The sequence below is a fragment of the Chryseobacterium gleum genome, assembly GCF_900636535.1.
Taxonomy (GTDB): Bacteria; Bacteroidota; Bacteroidia; order Flavobacteriales; family Weeksellaceae; genus Chryseobacterium; species Chryseobacterium gleum.
The window spans coordinates 959807-979753 of sequence record NZ_LR134289.1 but is presented as its reverse complement, the minus strand read 5'-3'; the positions used below and the strand labels follow the sequence as shown (position 1 = coordinate 979753).

16 protein-coding genes are annotated in these 19947 nt (G+C 35.6%); 12 read left to right on the top strand and 4 right to left on the bottom strand.

What is annotated here, in order from left to right:
* The first annotated feature begins 39 nt into the window (after nt 1-39).
* From EL165_RS04510 to EL165_RS04490, 5 genes are all read left to right on the top strand, one after another.
* The gene (locus tag EL165_RS04510; protein ID WP_002979154.1) at nt 40-1218 is read left to right on the top strand and encodes an acetyl-CoA C-acyltransferase; all 1179 of its coding nucleotides are present in this window, start codon (nt 40-42) and stop codon (nt 1216-1218) included.
* A 106-nt stretch (nt 1219-1324) separates the two neighbouring features.
* The gene (locus EL165_RS04505; RefSeq protein ID WP_002979155.1) at nt 1325-2815 is read left to right on the top strand and encodes an MFS transporter; all 1491 of its coding nucleotides are present in this window, start codon (nt 1325-1327) and stop codon (nt 2813-2815) included.
* A gap of 187 nt (nt 2816-3002) precedes the next feature.
* Nucleotides 3003-3929: a mevalonate kinase family protein gene (locus EL165_RS04500; protein ID WP_002979156.1), complete on the top strand. Its 927-nt coding sequence runs from the start codon at nt 3003-3005 to the stop codon at nt 3927-3929.
* A gap of 10 nt (nt 3930-3939) precedes the next feature.
* A complete protein-coding gene (locus tag EL165_RS04495; protein WP_002979158.1) occupies nt 3940-4869 on the top strand; it encodes a UbiA family prenyltransferase in 930 nt (309 codons plus the stop codon).
* 64 nt (nt 4870-4933) lie between these two features.
* Entirely contained in the window at nt 4934-6106 is a 1173-nt protein-coding gene (locus EL165_RS04490; RefSeq protein WP_002979161.1) for a proline dehydrogenase family protein, read from the top strand.
* 452 nt (nt 6107-6558) lie between these two features.
* Here the strand turns inward: EL165_RS04490 and EL165_RS04485 are convergent, their stop codons facing one another.
* A complete protein-coding gene (locus EL165_RS04485; RefSeq protein ID WP_002979163.1) occupies nt 6559-7095 on the bottom strand; it encodes a helix-turn-helix transcriptional regulator in 537 nt (178 codons plus the stop codon).
* 940 nt (nt 7096-8035) lie between these two features.
* Here EL165_RS04485 and EL165_RS04480 point away from each other — a divergent pair.
* Entirely contained in the window at nt 8036-9145 is a 1110-nt protein-coding gene (locus EL165_RS04480) for a M14 family zinc carboxypeptidase (protein WP_041461473.1), read from the top strand.
* A 188-nt stretch (nt 9146-9333) separates the two neighbouring features.
* Here the strand turns inward: EL165_RS04480 and EL165_RS04475 are convergent, their stop codons facing one another.
* The gene (locus EL165_RS04475) at nt 9334-9831 is read right to left on the bottom strand and encodes a DUF4920 domain-containing protein (protein ID WP_002979171.1); all 498 of its coding nucleotides are present in this window, start codon (nt 9829-9831) and stop codon (nt 9334-9336) included.
* Between the two features lie 142 nt (nt 9832-9973).
* Here EL165_RS04475 and EL165_RS04470 point away from each other — a divergent pair, with 142 nt between their 5' ends.
* From EL165_RS04470 to uvrA, 4 genes are all read left to right on the top strand, one after another.
* Nucleotides 9974-11386, top strand: a complete 1413-nt coding sequence (locus EL165_RS04470) for an APC family permease (RefSeq protein ID WP_002979173.1) — start codon at nt 9974-9976, stop codon at nt 11384-11386.
* Nucleotides 11387-11554: 168 nt separating this feature from the next.
* On the top strand, nt 11555-11995 hold the full coding sequence (locus EL165_RS04465) for a GPW/gp25 family protein (RefSeq protein WP_002979175.1): 441 nt from the start codon (nt 11555-11557) through the stop codon (nt 11993-11995).
* Nucleotides 11996-12019: 24 nt separating this feature from the next.
* Nucleotides 12020-13903 carry a type VI secretion system baseplate subunit TssF gene (locus EL165_RS04460; protein WP_002979176.1) on the top strand — a complete coding sequence of 628 codons (1884 nt, stop codon included), beginning with the start codon at nt 12020-12022 and terminating at the stop codon, nt 13901-13903.
* Nucleotides 13904-14193: 290 nt separating this feature from the next.
* Nucleotides 14194-17025: an excinuclease ABC subunit UvrA gene (gene uvrA, locus EL165_RS04455; protein WP_002979178.1), complete on the top strand. Its 2832-nt coding sequence runs from the start codon at nt 14194-14196 to the stop codon at nt 17023-17025.
* Nucleotides 17026-17145: 120 nt separating this feature from the next.
* On the opposite strand, the gene EL165_RS04450 is transcribed toward uvrA, so the two are convergent.
* A protein-coding gene (locus tag EL165_RS04450) for an IS3 family transposase (protein WP_429825934.1) occupies nt 17146-18383 on the bottom strand; the annotation gives its coding sequence in 2 pieces (ribosomal slippage) (nt 17146-18035 and nt 18035-18383; 1239 coding nt in all).
* Nucleotides 18384-18655: 272 nt separating this feature from the next.
* On the opposite strand from EL165_RS04450, the gene EL165_RS04445 reads away from it, so the two are divergent.
* Both EL165_RS04445 and EL165_RS04440 read left to right on the top strand, forming a co-directional pair.
* A complete protein-coding gene (locus EL165_RS04445; protein ID WP_002979180.1) occupies nt 18656-19060 on the top strand; it encodes a hypothetical protein in 405 nt (134 codons plus the stop codon).
* A gap of 114 nt (nt 19061-19174) precedes the next feature.
* Nucleotides 19175-19309, top strand: a complete 135-nt coding sequence (locus tag EL165_RS04440) for a bacteriocin-like protein (RefSeq protein WP_002979182.1) — start codon at nt 19175-19177, stop codon at nt 19307-19309.
* A 30-nt stretch (nt 19310-19339) separates the two neighbouring features.
* Here the strand turns inward: EL165_RS04440 and EL165_RS04435 are convergent, their stop codons facing one another.
* Nucleotides 19340-19885, bottom strand: a complete 546-nt coding sequence (locus EL165_RS04435) for a DUF3828 domain-containing protein (protein WP_002979184.1) — start codon at nt 19883-19885, stop codon at nt 19340-19342.
* Nucleotides 19886-19947: the final 62 nt, after the last annotated feature.

Genomic DNA, 19947 nt, shown 5'->3' with positions numbered 1-19947 from the left:
AGGGATTAAGTTCCCATAGCTAAAATAAAAATTATATACATGAAAGAAGTATTCATTGTTTCCGCAGTAAGAACACCTATGGGGAGTTTTATGGGAAGCTTATCAACAGTTCCGGCTACAAAACTGGGAGCAACTGCCGTAAAAGGAGCATTAGATAAAATCGGTTTAGATCCTAATAATGTTCAGGAAATCTATATGGGGAATGTTCTTCAGGCAGGAGAAGGCCAGGCGCCGGCTCGTCAGGTTGCTTTAGGAGCAGGTCTTTCAATCAATACACCATCTACTACCGTAAATAAAGTTTGTGCTTCAGGAATGAAGGCTGTAACAATGGCTGCTCAGGCCATCAAAGCTGGTGATGCAGATGTAATTGTTGCAGGAGGTATGGAGAATATGTCTTTGGTTCCTCACTATTATAATGCAAGAGTGGCCACAAAATTAGGCGATATCAAAATGCTTGACGGAATGGTACTTGACGGTCTTACAGACGTATACAACAAAGTACATATGGGTGTATGTGCAGAAAAATGTGCTGCAGACTATAACATTACAAGAGAAGATCAGGATAACTTCGCTATAGAATCTTACAAAAGATCTGCAAAAGCATGGAGCGAAGGAAAATTCAATGAAGAAATTGTACCGGTTTCTATTCCTCAGAGAAAAGGAGAACCAGTAATCTTTGCTGAAGATGAAGAATACAAAGCAGTAAACTTCGACAGAATTTCAACACTTCCTACCGTATTCAAAAAAGAAGAAGGTACAGTAACCGCAGCAAATGCATCTACTTTGAATGACGGAGCTTCTGCATTAATCCTTGTTTCCAAAGAAAAAATGGAAGAACTTGGACTGAAGCCTCTTGCAAAAATCGTTTCTTATGCTGATGCAGCTCAGGAACCTGAAAACTTTACAACTGCTCCGGCAAAAGCGTTACCAATCGCTCTTAAAAAAGCAGGATTGGAAATTTCAGATATCGATTTCTTTGAATTCAACGAAGCGTTCTCCGTAGTAGGATTGGCAAACAATAAAATCTTAGGATTGGATGCTGCCAAAGTAAACGTAAACGGAGGTGCTGTAGCATTAGGACATCCACTGGGAAGTTCAGGCTCAAGAATCATTGTAACTTTAATTAACGTATTGAAGCAAAATAATGCAAAATACGGTGCCGCAGCAATCTGCAACGGTGGTGGAGGTGCTTCTGCTATCGTGATTGAAAATATCTAATATTCTGTTTCAGAATATATTGCCATTAAGGAATCGATAATTTTTTTAAAAACTTATCCATTTCTTAATGGTTTTTTTATTTTTGTGCTACTAATATTTATTTGAAATGTCTGAAACTGAGAATCGACAGCCTAAAAACATAAAAAATAATCCAAAGATTATGAAGGCCTGGGCTGTATATGACTGGGCAAACTCCGTGTATTCCCTGGTTATTACCTCTACCATTTTTCCCATTTATTATTCTATCCTTACCACTGCTTATGAGAAGAAAGAATATGTAGCAGAAACAAAATCCTGGATTGATGTTCCGGTAAGGCATACGATTAAAATTTTTGGAGAAGGATATCAGCCGGATGCTGTATACGGGTATTCACTTACCATATCGTTTTTTATTGTGGTTTTGTTGTCACCGTTTTTATCTTCTTTGGCAGATACCATCGGAAACAAAAAATCTTTTTTGCAGTTCTTCTGCTACCTGGGAGCAACTTCATGTATGGGATTGGCTATGTTTACAGGAATGCATAATGTCTTTCTGGGGCTTCTGTTCAGCATTACGGCCAGTGTCGGGTTCTGGGGAAGTCTGGTGTTTTATAACTCGTTCCTTCCGGATATTGCCACTCCGGACAGGCAGGATGCACTTTCTGCAAGAGGATATGTTTACGGATATATCGGCTCCGTAGTGTTAGTGGTGATCTGTTTGGTACTGATTCAGGTTTTTGCCAAAGGAGCTGCTCAGCAATTACTGTTTACAAGAATCAGCTTCCTGCTTACAGGAGCATGGTGGTTCGGGTTCTCTCAATATACTTTCAAACACCTTCCTCAGTTTGGGGATGTAAAAGATAAGCTTCCTAAAGATCTTGTATTATTGAACTATAAAAATATCTTTAAAAAGCATGAAGAGCAGGGTGGCTTTTTCGAAGTACTGAAAGATAATCTTAGCTTTTATAAAGACATTGCAAAAGAAAGTTTCCATGAACTGTTCAAAGTAGGTGGAGAGCTTTTCAAAGACAGAAATCTGAAATTCTTCCTGTCAAGTTTCTTCTTTTACAGTGTAGGAATGCAGACTATTTTCCTGATGGCAACCTTATTTGGGAAAAGTGAAATCAACCTGGCTCAGGATAAATTGATCGGAACACTTCTGGTCATCCAGATTGAAGCAATTATCGGAGCTGTTATTTTCTCAAGATTATCTAAGAGAATCGGTAATAAAAATGTTATTTCAATTGCTATCATACTTTGGATTATAGCATGTATATGGGCTTATTTCCTTAACAAAGAAAATCCTACGGTTGAGTACCAGTTTTATGGCGTAGCTGCAGTGGTAGGCCTTGTAATGGGTGGACTTCAGGCGATGTCAAGATCTACATACTCAAAGCTGCTTCCTGAAGACTCCATGGAAAATACAACCTTCTTCAGCTTCTATGACGTGTTGGAGAAAATTGCAATCATTATTGGAACATTTATCTTTGCAACACTGATTGAGCATTTTAATAATATGCGTATTGCAGCTTTATCAATGACTGTATTTTTTGGTGCAGGATTAATTTTAATACGATTCCTAAAGGTTAAAATGAGAAAAGACAGGGAAACATTATAAAATTGAAAGACGTTATTTTTAACGTCTTTTTTATTGTATTTTATTTTTAAAATTATGTTTATTTATTATATTTATTTCGTAATTTTATTAAAAGAACTGGCGAAAGTAAAATAGAAAACAATTCGGCCTGAGTTTTGCTTATATTCAGCGGAATAATTTTAACTTTGCAAAAAGATTTATTGTCAAAATGACCAACCCTTTATTTTATGCAAAAATAATCCTGTTTGGAGAATATGGAATGATTGAAGATTCCCAGGGGCTTGTAGTACCTTACAGCTTCTATAAAGGGACTCTGAAATATTCTGATTTAAGTTCTGAATTTGAGCTTAATTCCAACAGGCATCTGCAGAAATATTCTGATTTTCTTACAAAACTTGATCTTTCCGACGATTTTAAACTGGATATTGAGAGTTTCAAAAAAGATATTTCAAACGGACTTTTCTTTGATTCCAATATTCCGCAAGGATATGGAGTGGGAAGTTCCGGAGCGCTGGTAGCTGCTATTTTTGAAAAATATTCAATCAGTAAACTTAATCCTGAGAACATTTCCAAAGATAATCTTAAAAAATTAAAAGCTGTTTTTGGTGAAATGGAAAGCTATTTCCATGGAAAAAGTTCAGGAATGGATCCACTGATCTGTTATATGAATCTGCCGATTCTTATCGAAAATAAAGAAAATTTAGACAGGGTAAATATTCCCGAGGGTGAAGAAGGAAAAGGAGCTATATTCCTGATTGATTCCGGTATGACAGGAGAAACAGGGCCTATGATTCAGATTTTCTTTGAAAAAATGAAAACAGAAGGTTTCCGTAAAACCCTGAAAGAAGAATTCATCCGTTACAACAACGCATGTATCGAATCTTTCCTTAAAAAAGATATGAACCCATTCTTCAGAAATCTTAAAAAGCTTTCTCACTGGGCTTATGAACATTTCCGTCCTATGATTCCTGAAAGTATATTTAACATCTGGAAAAAAGGACTGGATTCTAACGCTTATTATCTGAAACTCTGCGGAAGCGGTGGAGGCGGCTATATCTTAGGATTTACCAAAGACTATGCAAAAGCAGAAAAAATGCTTGAAGGCTTCCAGAAAGAAGTGATCTACAGATTTTAAACAGCCTGGAATGAATTCTGAAAAAGAACCTTTCCAATCTAAAGACTATTTCTCAAAATCTCTATTTTACAGATTTTCACAGTTCGTGGGCTTTTTGCTCGGTGCACGTTTTTTTGTAGCCGCCCTGCTGACATTTGCGCTCTATGTTTCCACTTTTTTCCTGTTCAATCAGGATGAATCTTTCAGAAATTTCGTATTTGATTTCAAAGTGCACGGTATTATTTTTTGTACCGTTCTTACCATTTTGGCTGGTGGTATTATCAACCAGTTCTATGACCTGGAGAAGGACCATTTAGTAAAACCCTTCAGAACCAGGCTTCAGAGTTTTATCAAACAAAAATATTTTCTGTATGCCTACCTGGCGCTGAGCGCTGTTTCTTTGGGGATTGCCTGGATGATTTCCCATAATGTTTTTGTTTTTTTTGTAATCTACCAGTTTTTTATGTGGTTTTACAGCCATAAACTGAGCAGGATATTGATACTGAATAACCTTACTTTTGTCAGTCTCACGCTGTATCCGTTCTTTGGAATGATGGTATATTACGAAACCTTTTCCAGAAAGGTATTCCTGATGGCTGTTTTTCTTTTCCTTATTCTGTTATGTATTGATATTGTAAAAGATACCCTTACCCGAAGTGTAGATAAAGCATTCGGATATACTACCATCCCTAATTATTTTAAAACCAGAAATACCAAAATCATTCTGACCTCATTATTGATAATTACCATGGTAGTTTCTATGAAGATTATTACAAAAACCGGTATTACAGGATTCATGGCCTATTATTTTGCCGGTGGCCTTTTTGTCATGATCGTATGTATTTATCTCCTTATAAATGCTTCCCGGAGAAGTAACTTCTTTACATTGAATATATTACGGTTCTGGGTTTTTGTAGGAATTATAGCAATGCTCTTAAACGGAATAGAGCATAAATTATAAAAAAATTCTTTTAAATAAACTGAGGTTATTATTACCTTTGCATAACTAAATTTAATAAATAGGAATGCCCATTTTTAATGATACTAAAATTGCATTTGCAGACAAGTCTGATGCACAATTGAGAAAGGCTTACTGGATGTTTAAAATGATTGAACAGCCCGCTCTTACAAGCCTTGGAACATCTGTTCTGAATTTCACAGTACATAACAATTTTCCTTTCGTTACAGGAATTGTAAAGAACACCTTATTTGAGCAGTTCTGCGGTGGTGAAACCCGTGAAGAAAGTATGAAAGTTGTGAAGCAGCTTTTCAAAAGAGGAGTTGGAAGTATTTTCGATTACTCTATTGAAGGAAAAGAAGATGAGGAAACTTTTGATGCAGTGTGCAAAGAAATTAAGGACATTGTAAGATTCTCAGTAGGAAATCCGGCGATTCCTTTTATTGTATTTAAGCCTACCGCTTTCGGAAGAATTGATCTTTATGAAGCTGTTGGAAAAGGGGCAGAGCTTACAACAAGCCAGAAAGAAGAATGGGAAAGAGTGGTGAGAAGATTTGATGAAGTATGTAGTCTTTGCCATGAGAATGATAAAAAAGTAATGGTAGATGCTGAAGAAACCTGGATGCAGGACGCAGCAGACCACCTTTGTGAAGAGATGATGGAGAAATACAATCAGCAGCAGCCTATTGTTTGGAATACCATCCAGATGTACAGAACCGGAAGGCTGGAATATATGGAAGCTCATCTTCAGAGAGCGAGAGAGAAAAATTACTTCATCGGTTATAAAATCGTTCGTGGTGCTTATATGGAAAAAGAAAGAGCCAGAGCAGCAGAAAAAGGATATGCAGATCCAATACAGCCGACAAAAGAAGCTTCAGATAAAAACTATAATGCAGGAATCGACTTTGTAATGGAGCATCTGGATAAGGTTTCAGCGTTTTTCGGAACCCATAATGAGATCTCTTCGGAACTGATTATGGACAAAATGAAGGCAAAATCTCTGGAAAGCGGTAATCCGCATATCTATTTTGGGCAGCTTTACGGGATGAGTGATAATATCACCTTCTATTTGTCAGATAAAGGCTATAATGTGGCTAAATATCTTCCGTACGGACCTGTAAAGGATGTTGTGCCTTATCTGACGAGAAGAGCCCAGGAAAATACCTCTGTGGCCGGACAAACCGGAAGAGAGCTTGGACTGATCAAAAAAGAACTGGAAAGAAGAAAGAAACAAGCATAGTATTGTTCTCAATAAATCAATCAGACCCGCATTTTTGCGGGTCTTTTTTATTGGTTCTATATATCCTAATTGCTGAACCAAAAATGGAATTTTATTTGAATTTAAAAATAACTAATCTATTTACTGTTTAAATCGATTATATATAAAATAATTTTATTTTTATTGCTGATTTGATTTTAAATATTTATATTTGATAAAGACATAAAAACTAGCACATGGAATGTTTTCACTGACTGTGATAAGTCTTATGGACATTTCGCCCATTTGATAGCCACAGTAACTATCCACCTAAAAAACCGGCATTATAAAATTATAAACAGGAGCAGATGATTATTAGATAAATTCGATCAACTGATACCCTGTCAAAAATTTTTAAAAATAAAATAAAGCAATAGCTTTAGTTTTCTTCTTCAAATATTTTTTAACCTGATCATTTCTCTGATCAGGTTTTTTTAAGGCTCAAAACTTTCGAATTTTCCATTTTCGTAAAACAAAACAATACGTTTTATTTTACTTTGTTGATTACCAAACAGTTGTCCTAAAATCTGATCACCAGAATTTTCTAATCGCTGAGAATCCGATATTTTTTCCTGAGCCTTATCCTTGGCCGTTATAACCGATTCTCCAGCACTTGATTTTGGAGCTTCAGCTTCCGTTTCTTCACTTCCGAATTCATCATCATCATTCATCATAGTAAAAAGATCGGGTAGTGGAGTTGTTTTTATTTTCTCCTCTTCGGTATGTTCTTCTTTAATTTCTGTTTCTGGCAATTGCGATTTCAGCATTTCCCCCTCGCCAGTAACCAGCCAATCCCATAGAAGTTCCGGGAAACGGGATTTTATTTTTATGATAAATTCAAGAGACGGTTTGTTTCTTCCTGATGTGATATGTGAAATGGACGAACGCTGTACATCAATCTCATCAGCAAACTCGGAAGGAGTAAGATTGGAATACTCTATAATTTTTGAAATTCTTTCATTTAAACTCATAAAAATAAGCCTTTAATTATTTTACAAATGTAACATTTATAATTTACAAATGCAAAATACAAATGTAAATAAACACGAAATTTAATTATATACATTTGTAAATAGTAGTCAATATACTTTAAAACAATGATTTGTAGATAAATTACAATTGTATTTAATTCTAAAATCATTTCTGATGAGGCTTATTGATTAAACCTTACATTTATTGAAAAACAAGTTTAATATTGTAAATCCACTTCATTTTGCTCTGTATTTTTACTGTTAAAGCTCCTAAAATCTACTGTTTACATTGTTAATATCCTATATTTCCATTTCTTTATTCCAATTAGCTTAATTCCTTGTTATATGCCATTAAAAGCCATATTAAGACCATATACAAAAGTAAAATATACAGATTTTATACTAAATATACATCAAATTGGGAGAAATAATCTTAACCTTAAACCACTTAATTTTCTAAACATTAAAATGCCTGCGAAAAACCTATAAAAAAATAAAAATATTTCACGGAAACTCTTATTTTTATTGTGTTTACATTTGTATATGAAAATAGATATCTAAGTTTTCCACAATTAAGATGTTTAAAAAAATAATGCTCAACTGGCCTTATACAGCATTATATTTACTTAAAGTATAGTTATAAATACAATTTAAATAAATTTTATAAATTACTGAATATAAATATTTTAACTATATATAATTAAATTATTCGCAATCCACATTTTTATCCACAGACAATTTGTCCATCAGTACTGTTTAACAATGTTACAAAAGTTAACTGGATTATTTAACTCAAAATTGATGTGGATTAAATCTTGTAAATCTATTTTAAACCACAGTGTCAAATGTAAATTCAATCATTTTACTGATTTTTACAAATGTTAATTTAAATTTTAGCCCAAAAATGGCTAAATTTGATTCTTGTAAATTATTTCGCAAAATGAATTTTGAACAGATCTATTCTCAGAACCCCGATTTCTCAAATCGCTATATTTCTCCTGAAAAATTATTTTCTTATCTACAGGCAAATCTCAGCGATTACATTCAGCAGATCGGAACATCCTATTTAGATAAGCCGATTTATCAGTTAAGCATCGGGACCGGAAACATTCAGGTGCTGGCCTGGTCACAAATGCACGGCAATGAATCCAATGCTACGCACGCTATGCTTGATCTTTTGGAAAGCCTTAATAAAGCTCCGGAAATGAAAGAGGATTTATTCAGTAAAATAAAACTTGATTTTATATTCATGCTGAATCCTGACGGATCTGAAAGATGGACAAGACTGAATGCCGCGGATATTGATCTGAACAGAGATTTTCATAACGAAGCAAGTAAAGAGATCAAATTCCTGAAAAAAGCAGCTGCTTCCAAAAAATATGATTATGCTTTAAACCTGCATGAGCAAAGAACCATTTTTACGACTGATGGTATTCACCCTGCTACACTTTCCTTTTTAGCTCCGTCCGAAAATGTAGAGCGTACCGTGACTGAAAACAGAAAAAAATGTATGGCAGTTATCGGAAGTGTATACAATCATTTGAAAGAAATGATTCCTAATCAGATCGGAAGATATTCTGATGAATTCTATCCGACTTCTACAGGAGACAATTTCATTAAAGCCGGAATGCCAACTATTTTATTTGAAGGCGGACACTTTGTGGATGACTATACCAGAAAAGGAACCAGAAAATATTATACAATTGCCCTTTATTATGCCCTGAAGGCAATCAGTGAACTCAACTCTGATATTACAGGCTGGGAAACCTACCTCGAAATTCCGGAGAACAGGGAAACCCACTATGATATTATTTACAGGAATGTAAAATTAAATACTGACCATGAATGTATTCTTGACATTGCAGTTCAATACAGGGAAATCAAAGAGGAAGGAAAAGATGATATTTCTTTTATCCCTTTTGTAATGGAAGCCGGGGATGTAAAACAAAAGAAAGGTTGGTTGGAAATAGATTGCACCGGCAAGAAATTTATTTCTGCAACTAAATATCCAAAACTGGATTCTGTAGTGGATTTTAAAATTGAAGACTAAAAGAATTTTAAATAACCTCATAAAAAATCTCCGGCAGCCCTGAAAGGCTGCCGGAGATTTTATTTTTATAACTAAATTCCAAACTTGAGATATTAAAATTTATATTCAATAGGAATGGGCTTTAGCCCATTTACATTAAATAAAGATTCATCCGACTTTAGCCAAAACTTAATTTCAGAATATAAAGTTTAGTTAACCACTTTAATTCCATTTGCTACAAATCTGATTTCTTCTTTAGGCTGAGTGATCGCATCAATTTCAGACTGAGGTTTTTTAGCATCTTCCGCATAATGTTTCTGCTCATTTACAGAAGTTACTTTTCTCTCAGCATTCCCTTCCAATACTACATTTTTCCCTTTTAAAGCGGTAGGAACGAAGAACGCATAATCTTTCATTTTCACAAAAAACTTAGAATTGTCTTCCGTCTGTATGGTAAGCCAGCAGCCTTTTTTGTCGCAGACATCGGTTACCTTGCCTTTAACAGCAACATTCTCCACTTTTTTATTGTCTTTTTTGAGCTTTTTGTTCAATTTATCTACTGTGATCGCTTTGGATTCAGCGGATGAACTTACCTGAGCTCCATAAGTATCACCTACCAAAGCTTTTCCTTCCGGAGGACCGGATTGGGCAAATGTTAATGAAGAAACTGTTAATGCTACACAAAATAATATTGTTTTGAATTTCATGTTAAAAATTTTTCCAAAAATACTAATTAAAATTGAATCATAACGAAATAAAAAATGGCAAAAAGCAGTTGTTTTTAAGGAATTTTCAACAAATTTGAAAATCAACGGCAGATTTGATTATATTTGAATCCTATACTTGACTATGCAGAAAAAACTGAAACTATGGGATGCCATCATGCTGGTGATGGGATCGATGATTGGAAGCGGGATCTTTATTGTAAGTGCTGATATGATGCGAAATCTGGGGACAGGATTTTGGGTGATTATCGTATGGGTGATTACAGGAATAATGACGGTAGCAGCAGCAATAAGCTACGGTGAACTGTCTGCCCTGTTTCCCAAGGCCGGAGGACAATACACTTATCTGAAAGAGATTTTCGGAAAAAAAATGGGATTTCTTTACGGATGGGGTCTGTTTACGGTAATACAAACCGGAACTATTGCAGCGGTGGCGATGGCTTTTGGAAAATTTACCGCTTATTTAGTTCCGTCATTGAATGATGCCGCACCAATATTTCAAAGTGGTGAATTTAAAATTACATGGATCCAGATTCTGGCGATTGGAGTGATTTTATTGCTTACCTATATTAATACCAGGGGAGTAGAAAGTGGTAAAATCCTTCAGAATATCTTTACAGGTTCCAAAATTATAGCATTATTAGGCTTAATTGCTGCTGGTTTTATTCTGGTAGATGTTTCTCATTTATCAGAAAACTTCAGCTGGGGAACGGATTCTTTTAATAATCTTAAAAAAGATCTGAGTGGTAATTTCCTGAAAGAAGGCTGGGAACCAATAGGAGGAATGACTCTTCTTGGGGGAATTGCTGCTGCCATGGTAGGTTCTGTTTTCAGTTCTGTTGCCTGGGAAAGTGTGACCTTTGTTTCCGGTGAAATTGAAAATCCTAAAAAAAATGTAGTAAAATCGATGATTTACGGTACTTCTGCTGTGATGATTCTTTATATTGCTGTAAACTATGTCTATCTGAATGCGCTTGACAGGGATAGCATTGCATTTGCAGCCAATGACAGGGTAGCGGTAGCAGCCTCTCAGAATATATTTGGAAGTGCAGGAACCATTATTATTGCCTTATTGGTAATGATTTCCACATTTGGATGCAATAACGGACTCATTCTGGCAGGAGCCAGAGTTTTCCAGACGATGGCAAAAGACGGTATGTTCTTTAAATCGGCAGTACAAAACAATAAAAATGAAGTTCCTGAAAATGCACTTTGGATGCAGGGAGTTTGGGCTTCTATTTTATGCCTGAGCGGGCAGTACGGAAATTTATTGGATATGATCTCTTTCGTGATTGTTCTGTTCTATATGATTACGGTTTTTGGAGTTATTTACTTAAGAATGAAACAACCGGAACTGGAAAGACCTTATAAGACGTGGCTTTATCCGGTAACGCCTGTTATTTACCTTTTGATAGGAACCTGTTTTTGTATCTTATTGCTGATTTACAAACAGCAATATACATGGCCTGGCTTTATACTGGTATTACTCGGGCTTCCGGTGTATTATTTTATCAACCGTAAAAAGGCAGATCAGTAAAAATAGAATACAGGAGAAAAGAAATATAGAATATTCAGGGCTTTCAATTCAGGTTTAAGGCCCTTATTTTTTCAATAATATTTTAAAGTATTGTAGCCGTTATTTGCCGAAAATGCGTATTTTGGTATTTCGTTTTTAAACAGGACCATGAAGTAAAAACAATAAGTTATGGATACACCAAATTACAGAATGCCTTTCGTACCGTCTACTTTAATGACCGAAGGCGGAAGTATCGATACCTGCGATATGGGGGAAAGTATTGCCCACAATATTATGCTGCTGATCACCACCAAAAAAGGGGAGAACAGATATGATGAAAACTATGGAAACGATGTCTGGAACCTTGAATTTGATAATGGAGTTACAAGCGCCATCTGGGAAAGCGTTTTTATCAAAAGCTTAAGAAGGCAGATTCAGGAATATGAACCAAGAATCGTGAACCCGCAGATTGATGCTCATATACAATTTGTAGAGCACAGCTACGATACTAAAGAACACACCGAAATTAAAAAGAAAGTAAGAATTGCCATCAATGCAAAAATGGAAGAAACAGGAGAACGTTTCAGTTTTTCAACGGAACTGTTTCTAAGTCCAATGTCTATTGATTAATATTTTTAACAGCGAAAGAAAATTATGAATTTAGATCAGAATATTTATTCCAAAGAATCTGTAAAAGCAAGAATGCTGCAGAATGCAACTAAAGTATGGGGATTGAGAAGCCCGCAGTCTTTAGATCCTTTTGTAAAACTGCTGATAGATGCATTCAGTACAGAAGTTTTCAAAGCGAATAATGAAATACAGACAGTAAATGCCCGTATATTGGAAAAGCTGGCAAAACTGCTTACACCTTCTATTTACACACATCCTATCCCGGCTCATTCCGTGGCTTTTACACAACCTTATGAGTCTTCTGAAATTTTACTGGAACATACAGAATTCTTCTTCCGTAAACAGATGACATCCACTGTAAAATCAGAGTCAGACAAGCAGCTGAACATTCCTTTTACTCCTGTAGGAAATGTGAGAATCAACAAAGTTCACACGTCCATTATGTTTGTTGGAAATACCTGTTACAGTATTGACGACCGATTCAATAAAATTCCTATTGCAAGATTTCAGGGCAGACCTGAAGATTACAGAAAAATCACAATAGGAGTAGATGTAAGTAAATATGTGAGTGAGAACTTTCCGAAATATCTGAGCATTTTCTGCTCCAATCCGGCTTTTGAGCATCTTGATTTTGTATACAAATTACTACCTTACATCACGGTTTCTAGCAACGGTAATCCATTATTTGTAAGAGAAGGATTAAGCTATCTCACAGAAAGTCATTCGGATGGCTACGAACAGATGTTCAAAGAGCAGTCCATCAGAAATAAGGTTATTGAAGATATTAAAAGCATATACCGCCATAAATTTATTGAAGTAACAGGAATCTCCCAAAGCCTGTTTTCAGAACCGGGAGAGCTTCCGCAAAACCTTGATTTCCTGGCAGGAAAAGAAGAAATCACTAAATTCCTGGATAACAAACGTTATCTGTGGCTTACTTTTGAGTTTCCACCACAATTTTCAGCAGAAATCCTTGACAATTTTTCCTTTGTTCTGAACGCTTTCCCGATATATAACAGAGGCTGGAAAAAAACAGAATACAGCCTTGATATCATGGGGAATAATATTCCTTTGGTAACAGATGAAGGGGAGCATTTCCTGTATGTAGATGAAGTGCAGGACGGTGACGGAAGGAAATATACTGAAATCCCTTTCACGCCGGCTGATGATCTTAAAAAAGGGTTATACACTGTAAGAAAGGGAGGTATGGAACGCTTCACCAGCAGAAATGCCGTTGATATGATTGCCAATGTTCTGGAACTGACAAGGGATGAAATTGCTGCATTTTCCCTTTTGAACAGGGATAATGTAAAAGGAGTTCTCAGCGAAATGTCAGATAAAATGAAATCTATGGTTCAGAAAGTCAATAATGCCAAAAGGAATATCAGACAGGAATTGAACTACGTGATCATGGAACCTGTAGAAAAAACAGACCATACTTATGCCTCTTTTTGGGTAACACACTGCACTCTGGCTAATCATATGCGCCCGGGAACTGAACTTTCCAACCAGTTGAAGTCACAAACCGTTGTGTTGCTTACCGAAACTTTAGGGGGAGCTGAAGAACAGAAAGGTACTGACAGTATCCAGGCCTATAAATACGCGCTGACAACCAGAGATAAAATTATCTCTTTGGAAGATGTTAAAAATTACTGCCGTATGATTCTGAAAGATGAGGTAAAAGAAGTAAGGGTAAGAAGGGGGACAATGATCAGCAACAAACCAAAAGAAGGTTTCGTAAGAACCGTTGAAGTAGAGATCGTTCCTCAGAATTATTCCTTCTATGGAAGAGCCTACTGGGAAAATATGGCCAATATCATCAGAAATCAGATCATAGCCAAGGCCATCGACGGAATCGAGTATATCGTAAGGATTACCAATGAAGATGTTGATTTCCAGGATATGTAATCTTTAAAGAAAATAAATCAGTTTAAAATATAAATGCCGTATTAATTATGGCATTTTTGAATAATATCAATAGAAACGGGCTTTAGCCCGTTTTTTAATAGATCATATTTTCAAATGGCTTTAGCCAAAATATATAAATCATTCTGTAGAAATTCAACAATTTCTTATTTACTCCATTAACAAAAACTAAGAATTTTTTATGAAACTTTTATCCCTTTTATATTCAAAAAAAGTCTATAAAATTTCGTATTTTTGCACGTTGTGATTTTCTGGCAAAGTCACCCCAAATTATGAGTAAATCAACAGAATATATAGAAGTTTACGGGGCACGTGAACATAACCTTAAAAATATTAACGTAAAAATTCCACGCAACGAATTGGTCGTGATTACCGGCCTTTCCGGAAGTGGAAAATCATCATTGGCTTTTGATACCATTTTTGCAGAAGGCCAGCGTCGTTATATTGAAACATTCTCTGCTTATGCACGCCAGTTTCTGGGCGGATTGGAGCGTCCTGATGTAGACAAAATTGAAGGACTTTCTCCAGTTATAGCCATTGAGCAGAAGACCACCAATAAAAATCCGCGTTCTACCGTAGGAACGGTTACCGAGTTGTATGACTTTCTGCGTCTACTGTATGCAAGAGTTTCGGATGCTTACTCTCTGTCTACAGGACAGAAATTGGTGAGTTATACCGAAGAGCAGATTCTGGAAACCATCAAAGAAAATTATAAAAAGGAGAAGATCATGCTTTTGGCACCAGTGGTGCGTTCCAGAAAAGGGCATTATCATGAACTTTTTGTTCAGATGGCTAAAAAAGGATATGGACAGGCAAGAATTGACGGTGAGCTGCAGGATATTGAATATGATTTAAAACTTGACCGTTATAAAACCCACGATATTGATATTGTCATTGACCGTTGGATCATCGGGGAAAATGCCTCAGAAAGCAGGATGGAGAAATCATTGCGTACCGCAATGGAAATGGGAGAAGGAATTATCGGTATCCAGAAGCTGGGAAGTACAGATATTGAGTACTTTTCGAAAAACCTGATGGATGCAGAAACCGGACACTCTCTGGCACTGCCTGAACCAAATACTTTTTCATTCAACTCACCGAAAGGAAGCTGTCCGAACTGTAAAGGGTTGGGAACCATCAAAAAGATCAATACAGATTATTTCGTAGACAATCCAAAACTATCCATTAATCAGGGAGGATTATTACCATTGGAAGATATCAAATCTAACAAATGGATACTGTCACAGATTAAAAACATCCTTGAGATTTTCGGATTGGGATTAACAACACCTTTAAAAGATATTCCGGAAGAAGCACTGGATTATATCTACAATGGATGTCATAAAGAGTTCAATAAAGATCTGAAATACGCCGGAATTACCAAAAAAATAAAAATAGGTTTCGATGGTCTGATTGCTTTCATGGAGGAGATTATTGATGACAGAGACTCATATGAAGCTGTTTTATTGGAAAGACATTTTACGACAGAAGAAACCTGCCCGGAATGTAGTGGCACCCGCCTTCAGCCTTCAAGTTTAAGTTTTAAAATTGATGGAAAAAACATTGCAGAAGTCAATGCTTTAAGCTTAGCGGATTTAAAAGACTGGCTGGCTGATGTTAAAGATAAATTCTCAGAAAAAAATAAAATCATCGCTCATGAGATCTTAAAAGAAATCGAAACCAGGCTTCAGTTTTTGCTGGATGTAGGGTTGGATTATTTAAGTCTGAGCAGAAGTTCAAAAACCCTTTCAGGAGGAGAATCACAGAGAATCCGTCTGGCAACACAGATCGGATCTCAGCTGGTGAATGTTTTATATATCCTTGATGAACCAAGCATCGGACTTCACCAGAGAGATAATGAAAGGCTGATCAACTCACTGAAAAACCTCAGAGATATCGGAAACTCTGTATTGGTGGTAGAACATGATAAAGACATGATTCTGGAAGCCGATGAGGTGTTGGATATTGGTCCTAAAGCCGGAAAATTCGGTGGAGAGATCCTTTGGCAGGGGAAACCGAAAGATCTGGTGAAAGCAGATACCATCACGGCTCAATATATCAATGGTAAAAGAAAGATTGAAATTCCTGCAGTAAGAAGAGCAGGAAGCGGTAAAAATATTGTATTAAAAGGAGCTACAGGAAACAATCTTAAAAATGTAACCCTGGATATTCCTCTTGGAAAACTGGTTGTTGTAACCGGAATTTCAGGAAGCGGAAAATCGTCTCTGATTAATGGAACTTTGTATCCAATCCTAAACAAACATTTCTACAGAGCGGTTCAGGAGCCGTTACCTTACAAAAAAATTGAAGGATTAGAGAATATCGATAAAATTGTAGACGTAGATCAGACACCAATTGGAAGAACTCCACGTTCAAACCCGGCAACCTATACCGGAATGTTTACGGATATCCGAAATCTTTTTGCTGAACTGCCGGAAAGTAAAATCCGGGGATATAAACCGGGAAGATTCTCTTTCAACGTGAAAGGCGGGAGATGCGAAACCTGTCAGGGTGGAGGATTGAAAGTGATTGAAATGAATTTCCTTCCGGACGTGTATGTTCATTGCGAAACATGTAACGGAAAACGCTTCAACAGGGAAACTCTGGAAGTCCGTTACAAAGGAAAATCGATTTCTGATGTACTGGATATGACGATTGATGAAGCGGTAGATTTCTTCCAGCCGATTCCTAAGATTTTTTCAAAAGTGAAAACATTGCAGGATGTAGGATTAGGATATATTACCCTTGGGCAGCAGTCCACAACTCTTTCAGGAGGTGAAGCACAGCGTATCAAGTTGGCAACCGAACTGGCAAAAAGACAAACCGGAAACACCCTTTATATCCTTGATGAACCAACAACAGGATTGCATTTCGAAGACGTAAAAATCCTTATGGATGCTATTAATCAATTGGTAGAACTTGGAAACTCATTCATCATCATTGAACATAATATGGATGTGATCAAATTAGCCGACCATATTATTGATGTTGGACCTGAGGGAGGAAAACATGGCGGACAGATCGTTGCACAGGGAACTCCTGAGGAAATTGTGAAGTCTAAGAAAAGCCTGACAGGGAAATTCTTAAAGAGGGAATTGGAATAGAATATTTATAAAAGTATGCAGTATTTTTTCATTCCGAAGGAATCTAAATAATTTATTTCAGAATATTGATCAACTTTCAAATTAAAAATTATGAGTCGTCCTAAAATAGGTTGACATAAATTAAACAATATTTAATCCGGAGAGATATTTTATTTCTTCGGATTTTTTATGCACTTTATCTGGAGTTTGCATATTAAGGCTTAGATGTGGTCTTTTAGTATTATAAAGATAAATACTTTCTTTTACTAATGAGTTTAGATCTTGCATATTCTTTGTTTTATAAAAAAGGAATTCTTGTTTCAATATTCCATTCACCCTTTCTGCCAGTGCATTTTGATAGCAATCATAACCATCAGTCATTGACGGTTTGATTTCATTCTTATTAAGTATTTTCTGGTAATAACCAGAGCAATATTGCAAACCTCTATCTGAATGATGAATTAATGGGCCACTTGAACCTCTATTTTTTATTGCCATTTTTAAAGCTTTCGCAACATTTTCAGTGTTCATATTTGAACTTAATGAATATCCCATGATCTTTCTACTATAGGCATCTGTTACCAAAGATAAATAACATGTAGATTCTTTGGTTTTAAGATAAGTTATATCGCTTACAAACACCTGTTCCGCTTTTTCTACTCTCAAATCCTTCAACAGATTGGGATGCTTTCTAAGCCAATGCTTTGAAAATGTTGTTTTAATATATTTCTTTTGTCTACGGATTAGCATATTCTCTCTTTTTAAGTAGGCAAATAAAGCATCTCTTCCCAATTTGACATCTTCCTGTATGAGCTGTTCTTTAAGAAGATGATAAAGTTTTCTTGTTCCTAATTTAGGTAACTTCATTCGTATTTCCTGAACCAGAAATTTTACCTTCAGTAATTGGTTTTCCCGGATTAAAATCCTTTGCTTAGCTTGATAAATAGCCTGACGGCTTATCCCAAACAATCTACACAGTCTTGATATACTTATTCCTTGTCTGTGGAGTTGGAAGATTGTTGGGAGGAAAACTTTTTTCTGATTTGAGTCCCATATTGTTTATCTGAGATATCAATCATCGTATTAAGAACCTTGGTTTTTAGCTTTTCATCAGCTAGTTCTTTTTCTAAACGTTTAATTTTTTGAGCTGGTGTTTCTTTGGAATTAGGCATAGTATGAAGTTTAGGTTTACTCCACTCTAAGTTACCATATCTTCGCAACCAAACCAAAACAGTACTTCTTCCCTGGATACCATACTCTTTTTGAGCCTGCTTGTAAGTGTAATCGCCGTTTTCTACTTGAGAAACTATTCTTAATTTAAAGGCTATACTGTAGTCTCTTTGTGTGCGCTTTTCTCTTTTTAATACTTGATCTTTCATAAATAAGTCGATTAATTGTCAACTTATTTCAGGACGGGACATTAAGATAATAATCGGCTAAACTATCAGGTTTAGCCTTTTTTATGCTTAAAAATCTACCTCCAATATTAAACTTTCATTTATTTTTAAAAATTATTACTCTGATAATCAGTTAATTATATTTCAATATTAATTAAATGTTAACTGAATGTAAAATTAATATGAATTATTTTTAATAACTTTGGTTAAGAGATACAAAAATAGGTTAGTATAATATTTAAAACCAGTTAGTTATGAAAAATAGAATTCAAATATGCATTGCTTCACTTTTTGTCTGCGGATTTGCTGCTGTTTTAAACACTGCTAAGGCTCAGACTACAGATCATAGTACCATTCAGGAAATTCAACTGAATAGAAGTGAAACGTTTAATGACATCAGAAATAAACTGGAAGCCAACTTTGATCTTACCAATCCTGATTATAAACAGGGAACCGTAAACTCAGTGGTGAAATTTGATATTGCCAAAAACGGGAAAATCATTAATGTTCATTCTACAGGAGACTGCAAAACCGTAAGCAGGGAAATTGAAACGGTACTCAGCGATCTTGATTATAGAGTAGACCGAAAAAAACTGACTGATAATATGGTTGCCTATACTTATGTAATGCCAGTGACAGTCGAAATTCACAGCAGATAATATTGATTGCATATTATTCATGAATGTGTGAATAATGAAACCTTACATGATTAAATTGTAATAAAGAATAAACAGATATGTTTTAGTTTTGGGCTACCATAAAATTAGAACTATATGAAAAATTTAAAGAAACTGACAAAATCAGATTTGAAGTCAGTGAACGGAGGAGAGCCGGTAAAATACTGTACATTTTGCGAATGGGCAAATAAAGTAATTTGCAGCGATGTTCCAATCGTTCAATGCCCGTAAAAAATAAAGCCGCTTTTATAAGCGGCTTTTCTATTGTCTTGTACTTTTAACAAATTCTTTTAATCTTGCTTTAAGATCCCCGGAATTCCCTATTGTATCAAAAGTAATATTATCTATCTTCCATTCTTTTCCTGTATTTGTCAGATGTATGGTATCTGTCCATGCTACTTTCGGTGAAGCAAGGTTGTATTCAAATGCCACCGGTACTTCTGCTGTTGTATTCTTTATCCTGGCGGATTTAGTTTTATAATCTGTAAACCCTTCATATAGACTGGAGAAAAGAGCGCCTTCAAAGATTAAAGGCTTTTCATCAGGATGATCACTGTTTTTTACCTTCTCTATATCTGCTTTTGAAGTATTAATAGCCTCTTCCAGAACTTTTTTCAGATCATCGGAAAACAAATCTTCCGGAATGGGTTGATTGTAAATTGCTTCATTAGATTTTTCGTAAGTAGTATAAAGCTCATTTATTTTTGCATTGATGGCTGCATCAGAAGATAAAGAGCAGTGTGCTTCATTCTTTTTACACGATGCAAATAATAGAAAGATTCCCGAAAGAAGAAATAATTTTTTCATGGAAGTATTTTGTAAGGTCAATTTACAGTCCAGATGTCAAAATTTATACCAATCCGTCAATA

Bases quoted from the DNA above. Each gene is read 5' to 3' on its own strand.
- EL165_RS04510 (WP_002979154.1), top strand. From the start codon at position 40: ATGAAAGAAGTATTCATTGTTTCCGCAGTAAGAACACCTATGGGGAGT.
- EL165_RS04505 (WP_002979155.1), top strand. From the start codon at position 1,325: ATGTCTGAAACTGAGAATCGACAGCCTAAAAACATAAAAAATAATCCA.
- EL165_RS04500 (WP_002979156.1), top strand. From the start codon at position 3,003: ATGACCAACCCTTTATTTTATGCAAAAATAATCCTGTTTGGAGAATAT.
- EL165_RS04495 (WP_002979158.1), top strand. From the start codon at position 3,940: ATGAATTCTGAAAAAGAACCTTTCCAATCTAAAGACTATTTCTCAAAA.
- EL165_RS04490 (WP_002979161.1), top strand. From the start codon at position 4,934: ATGCCCATTTTTAATGATACTAAAATTGCATTTGCAGACAAGTCTGAT.
- EL165_RS04485 (WP_002979163.1), bottom strand. From the start codon at position 7,095: ATGAGTTTAAATGAAAGAATTTCAAAAATTATAGAGTATTCCAATCTT.
- EL165_RS04480 (WP_041461473.1), top strand. From the start codon at position 8,036: ATGAATTTTGAACAGATCTATTCTCAGAACCCCGATTTCTCAAATCGC.
- EL165_RS04475 (WP_002979171.1), bottom strand. From the start codon at position 9,831: ATGAAATTCAAAACAATATTATTTTGTGTAGCATTAACAGTTTCTTCA.
- EL165_RS04470 (WP_002979173.1), top strand. From the start codon at position 9,974: ATGCAGAAAAAACTGAAACTATGGGATGCCATCATGCTGGTGATGGGA.
- EL165_RS04465 (WP_002979175.1), top strand. From the start codon at position 11,555: ATGGATACACCAAATTACAGAATGCCTTTCGTACCGTCTACTTTAATG.
- EL165_RS04460 (WP_002979176.1), top strand. From the start codon at position 12,020: ATGAATTTAGATCAGAATATTTATTCCAAAGAATCTGTAAAAGCAAGA.
- uvrA (WP_002979178.1), top strand. From the start codon at position 14,194: ATGAGTAAATCAACAGAATATATAGAAGTTTACGGGGCACGTGAACAT.
- EL165_RS04445 (WP_002979180.1), top strand. From the start codon at position 18,656: ATGAAAAATAGAATTCAAATATGCATTGCTTCACTTTTTGTCTGCGGA.
- EL165_RS04440 (WP_002979182.1), top strand. From the start codon at position 19,175: ATGAAAAATTTAAAGAAACTGACAAAATCAGATTTGAAGTCAGTGAAC.
- EL165_RS04435 (WP_002979184.1), bottom strand. From the start codon at position 19,885: ATGAAAAAATTATTTCTTCTTTCGGGAATCTTTCTATTATTTGCATCG.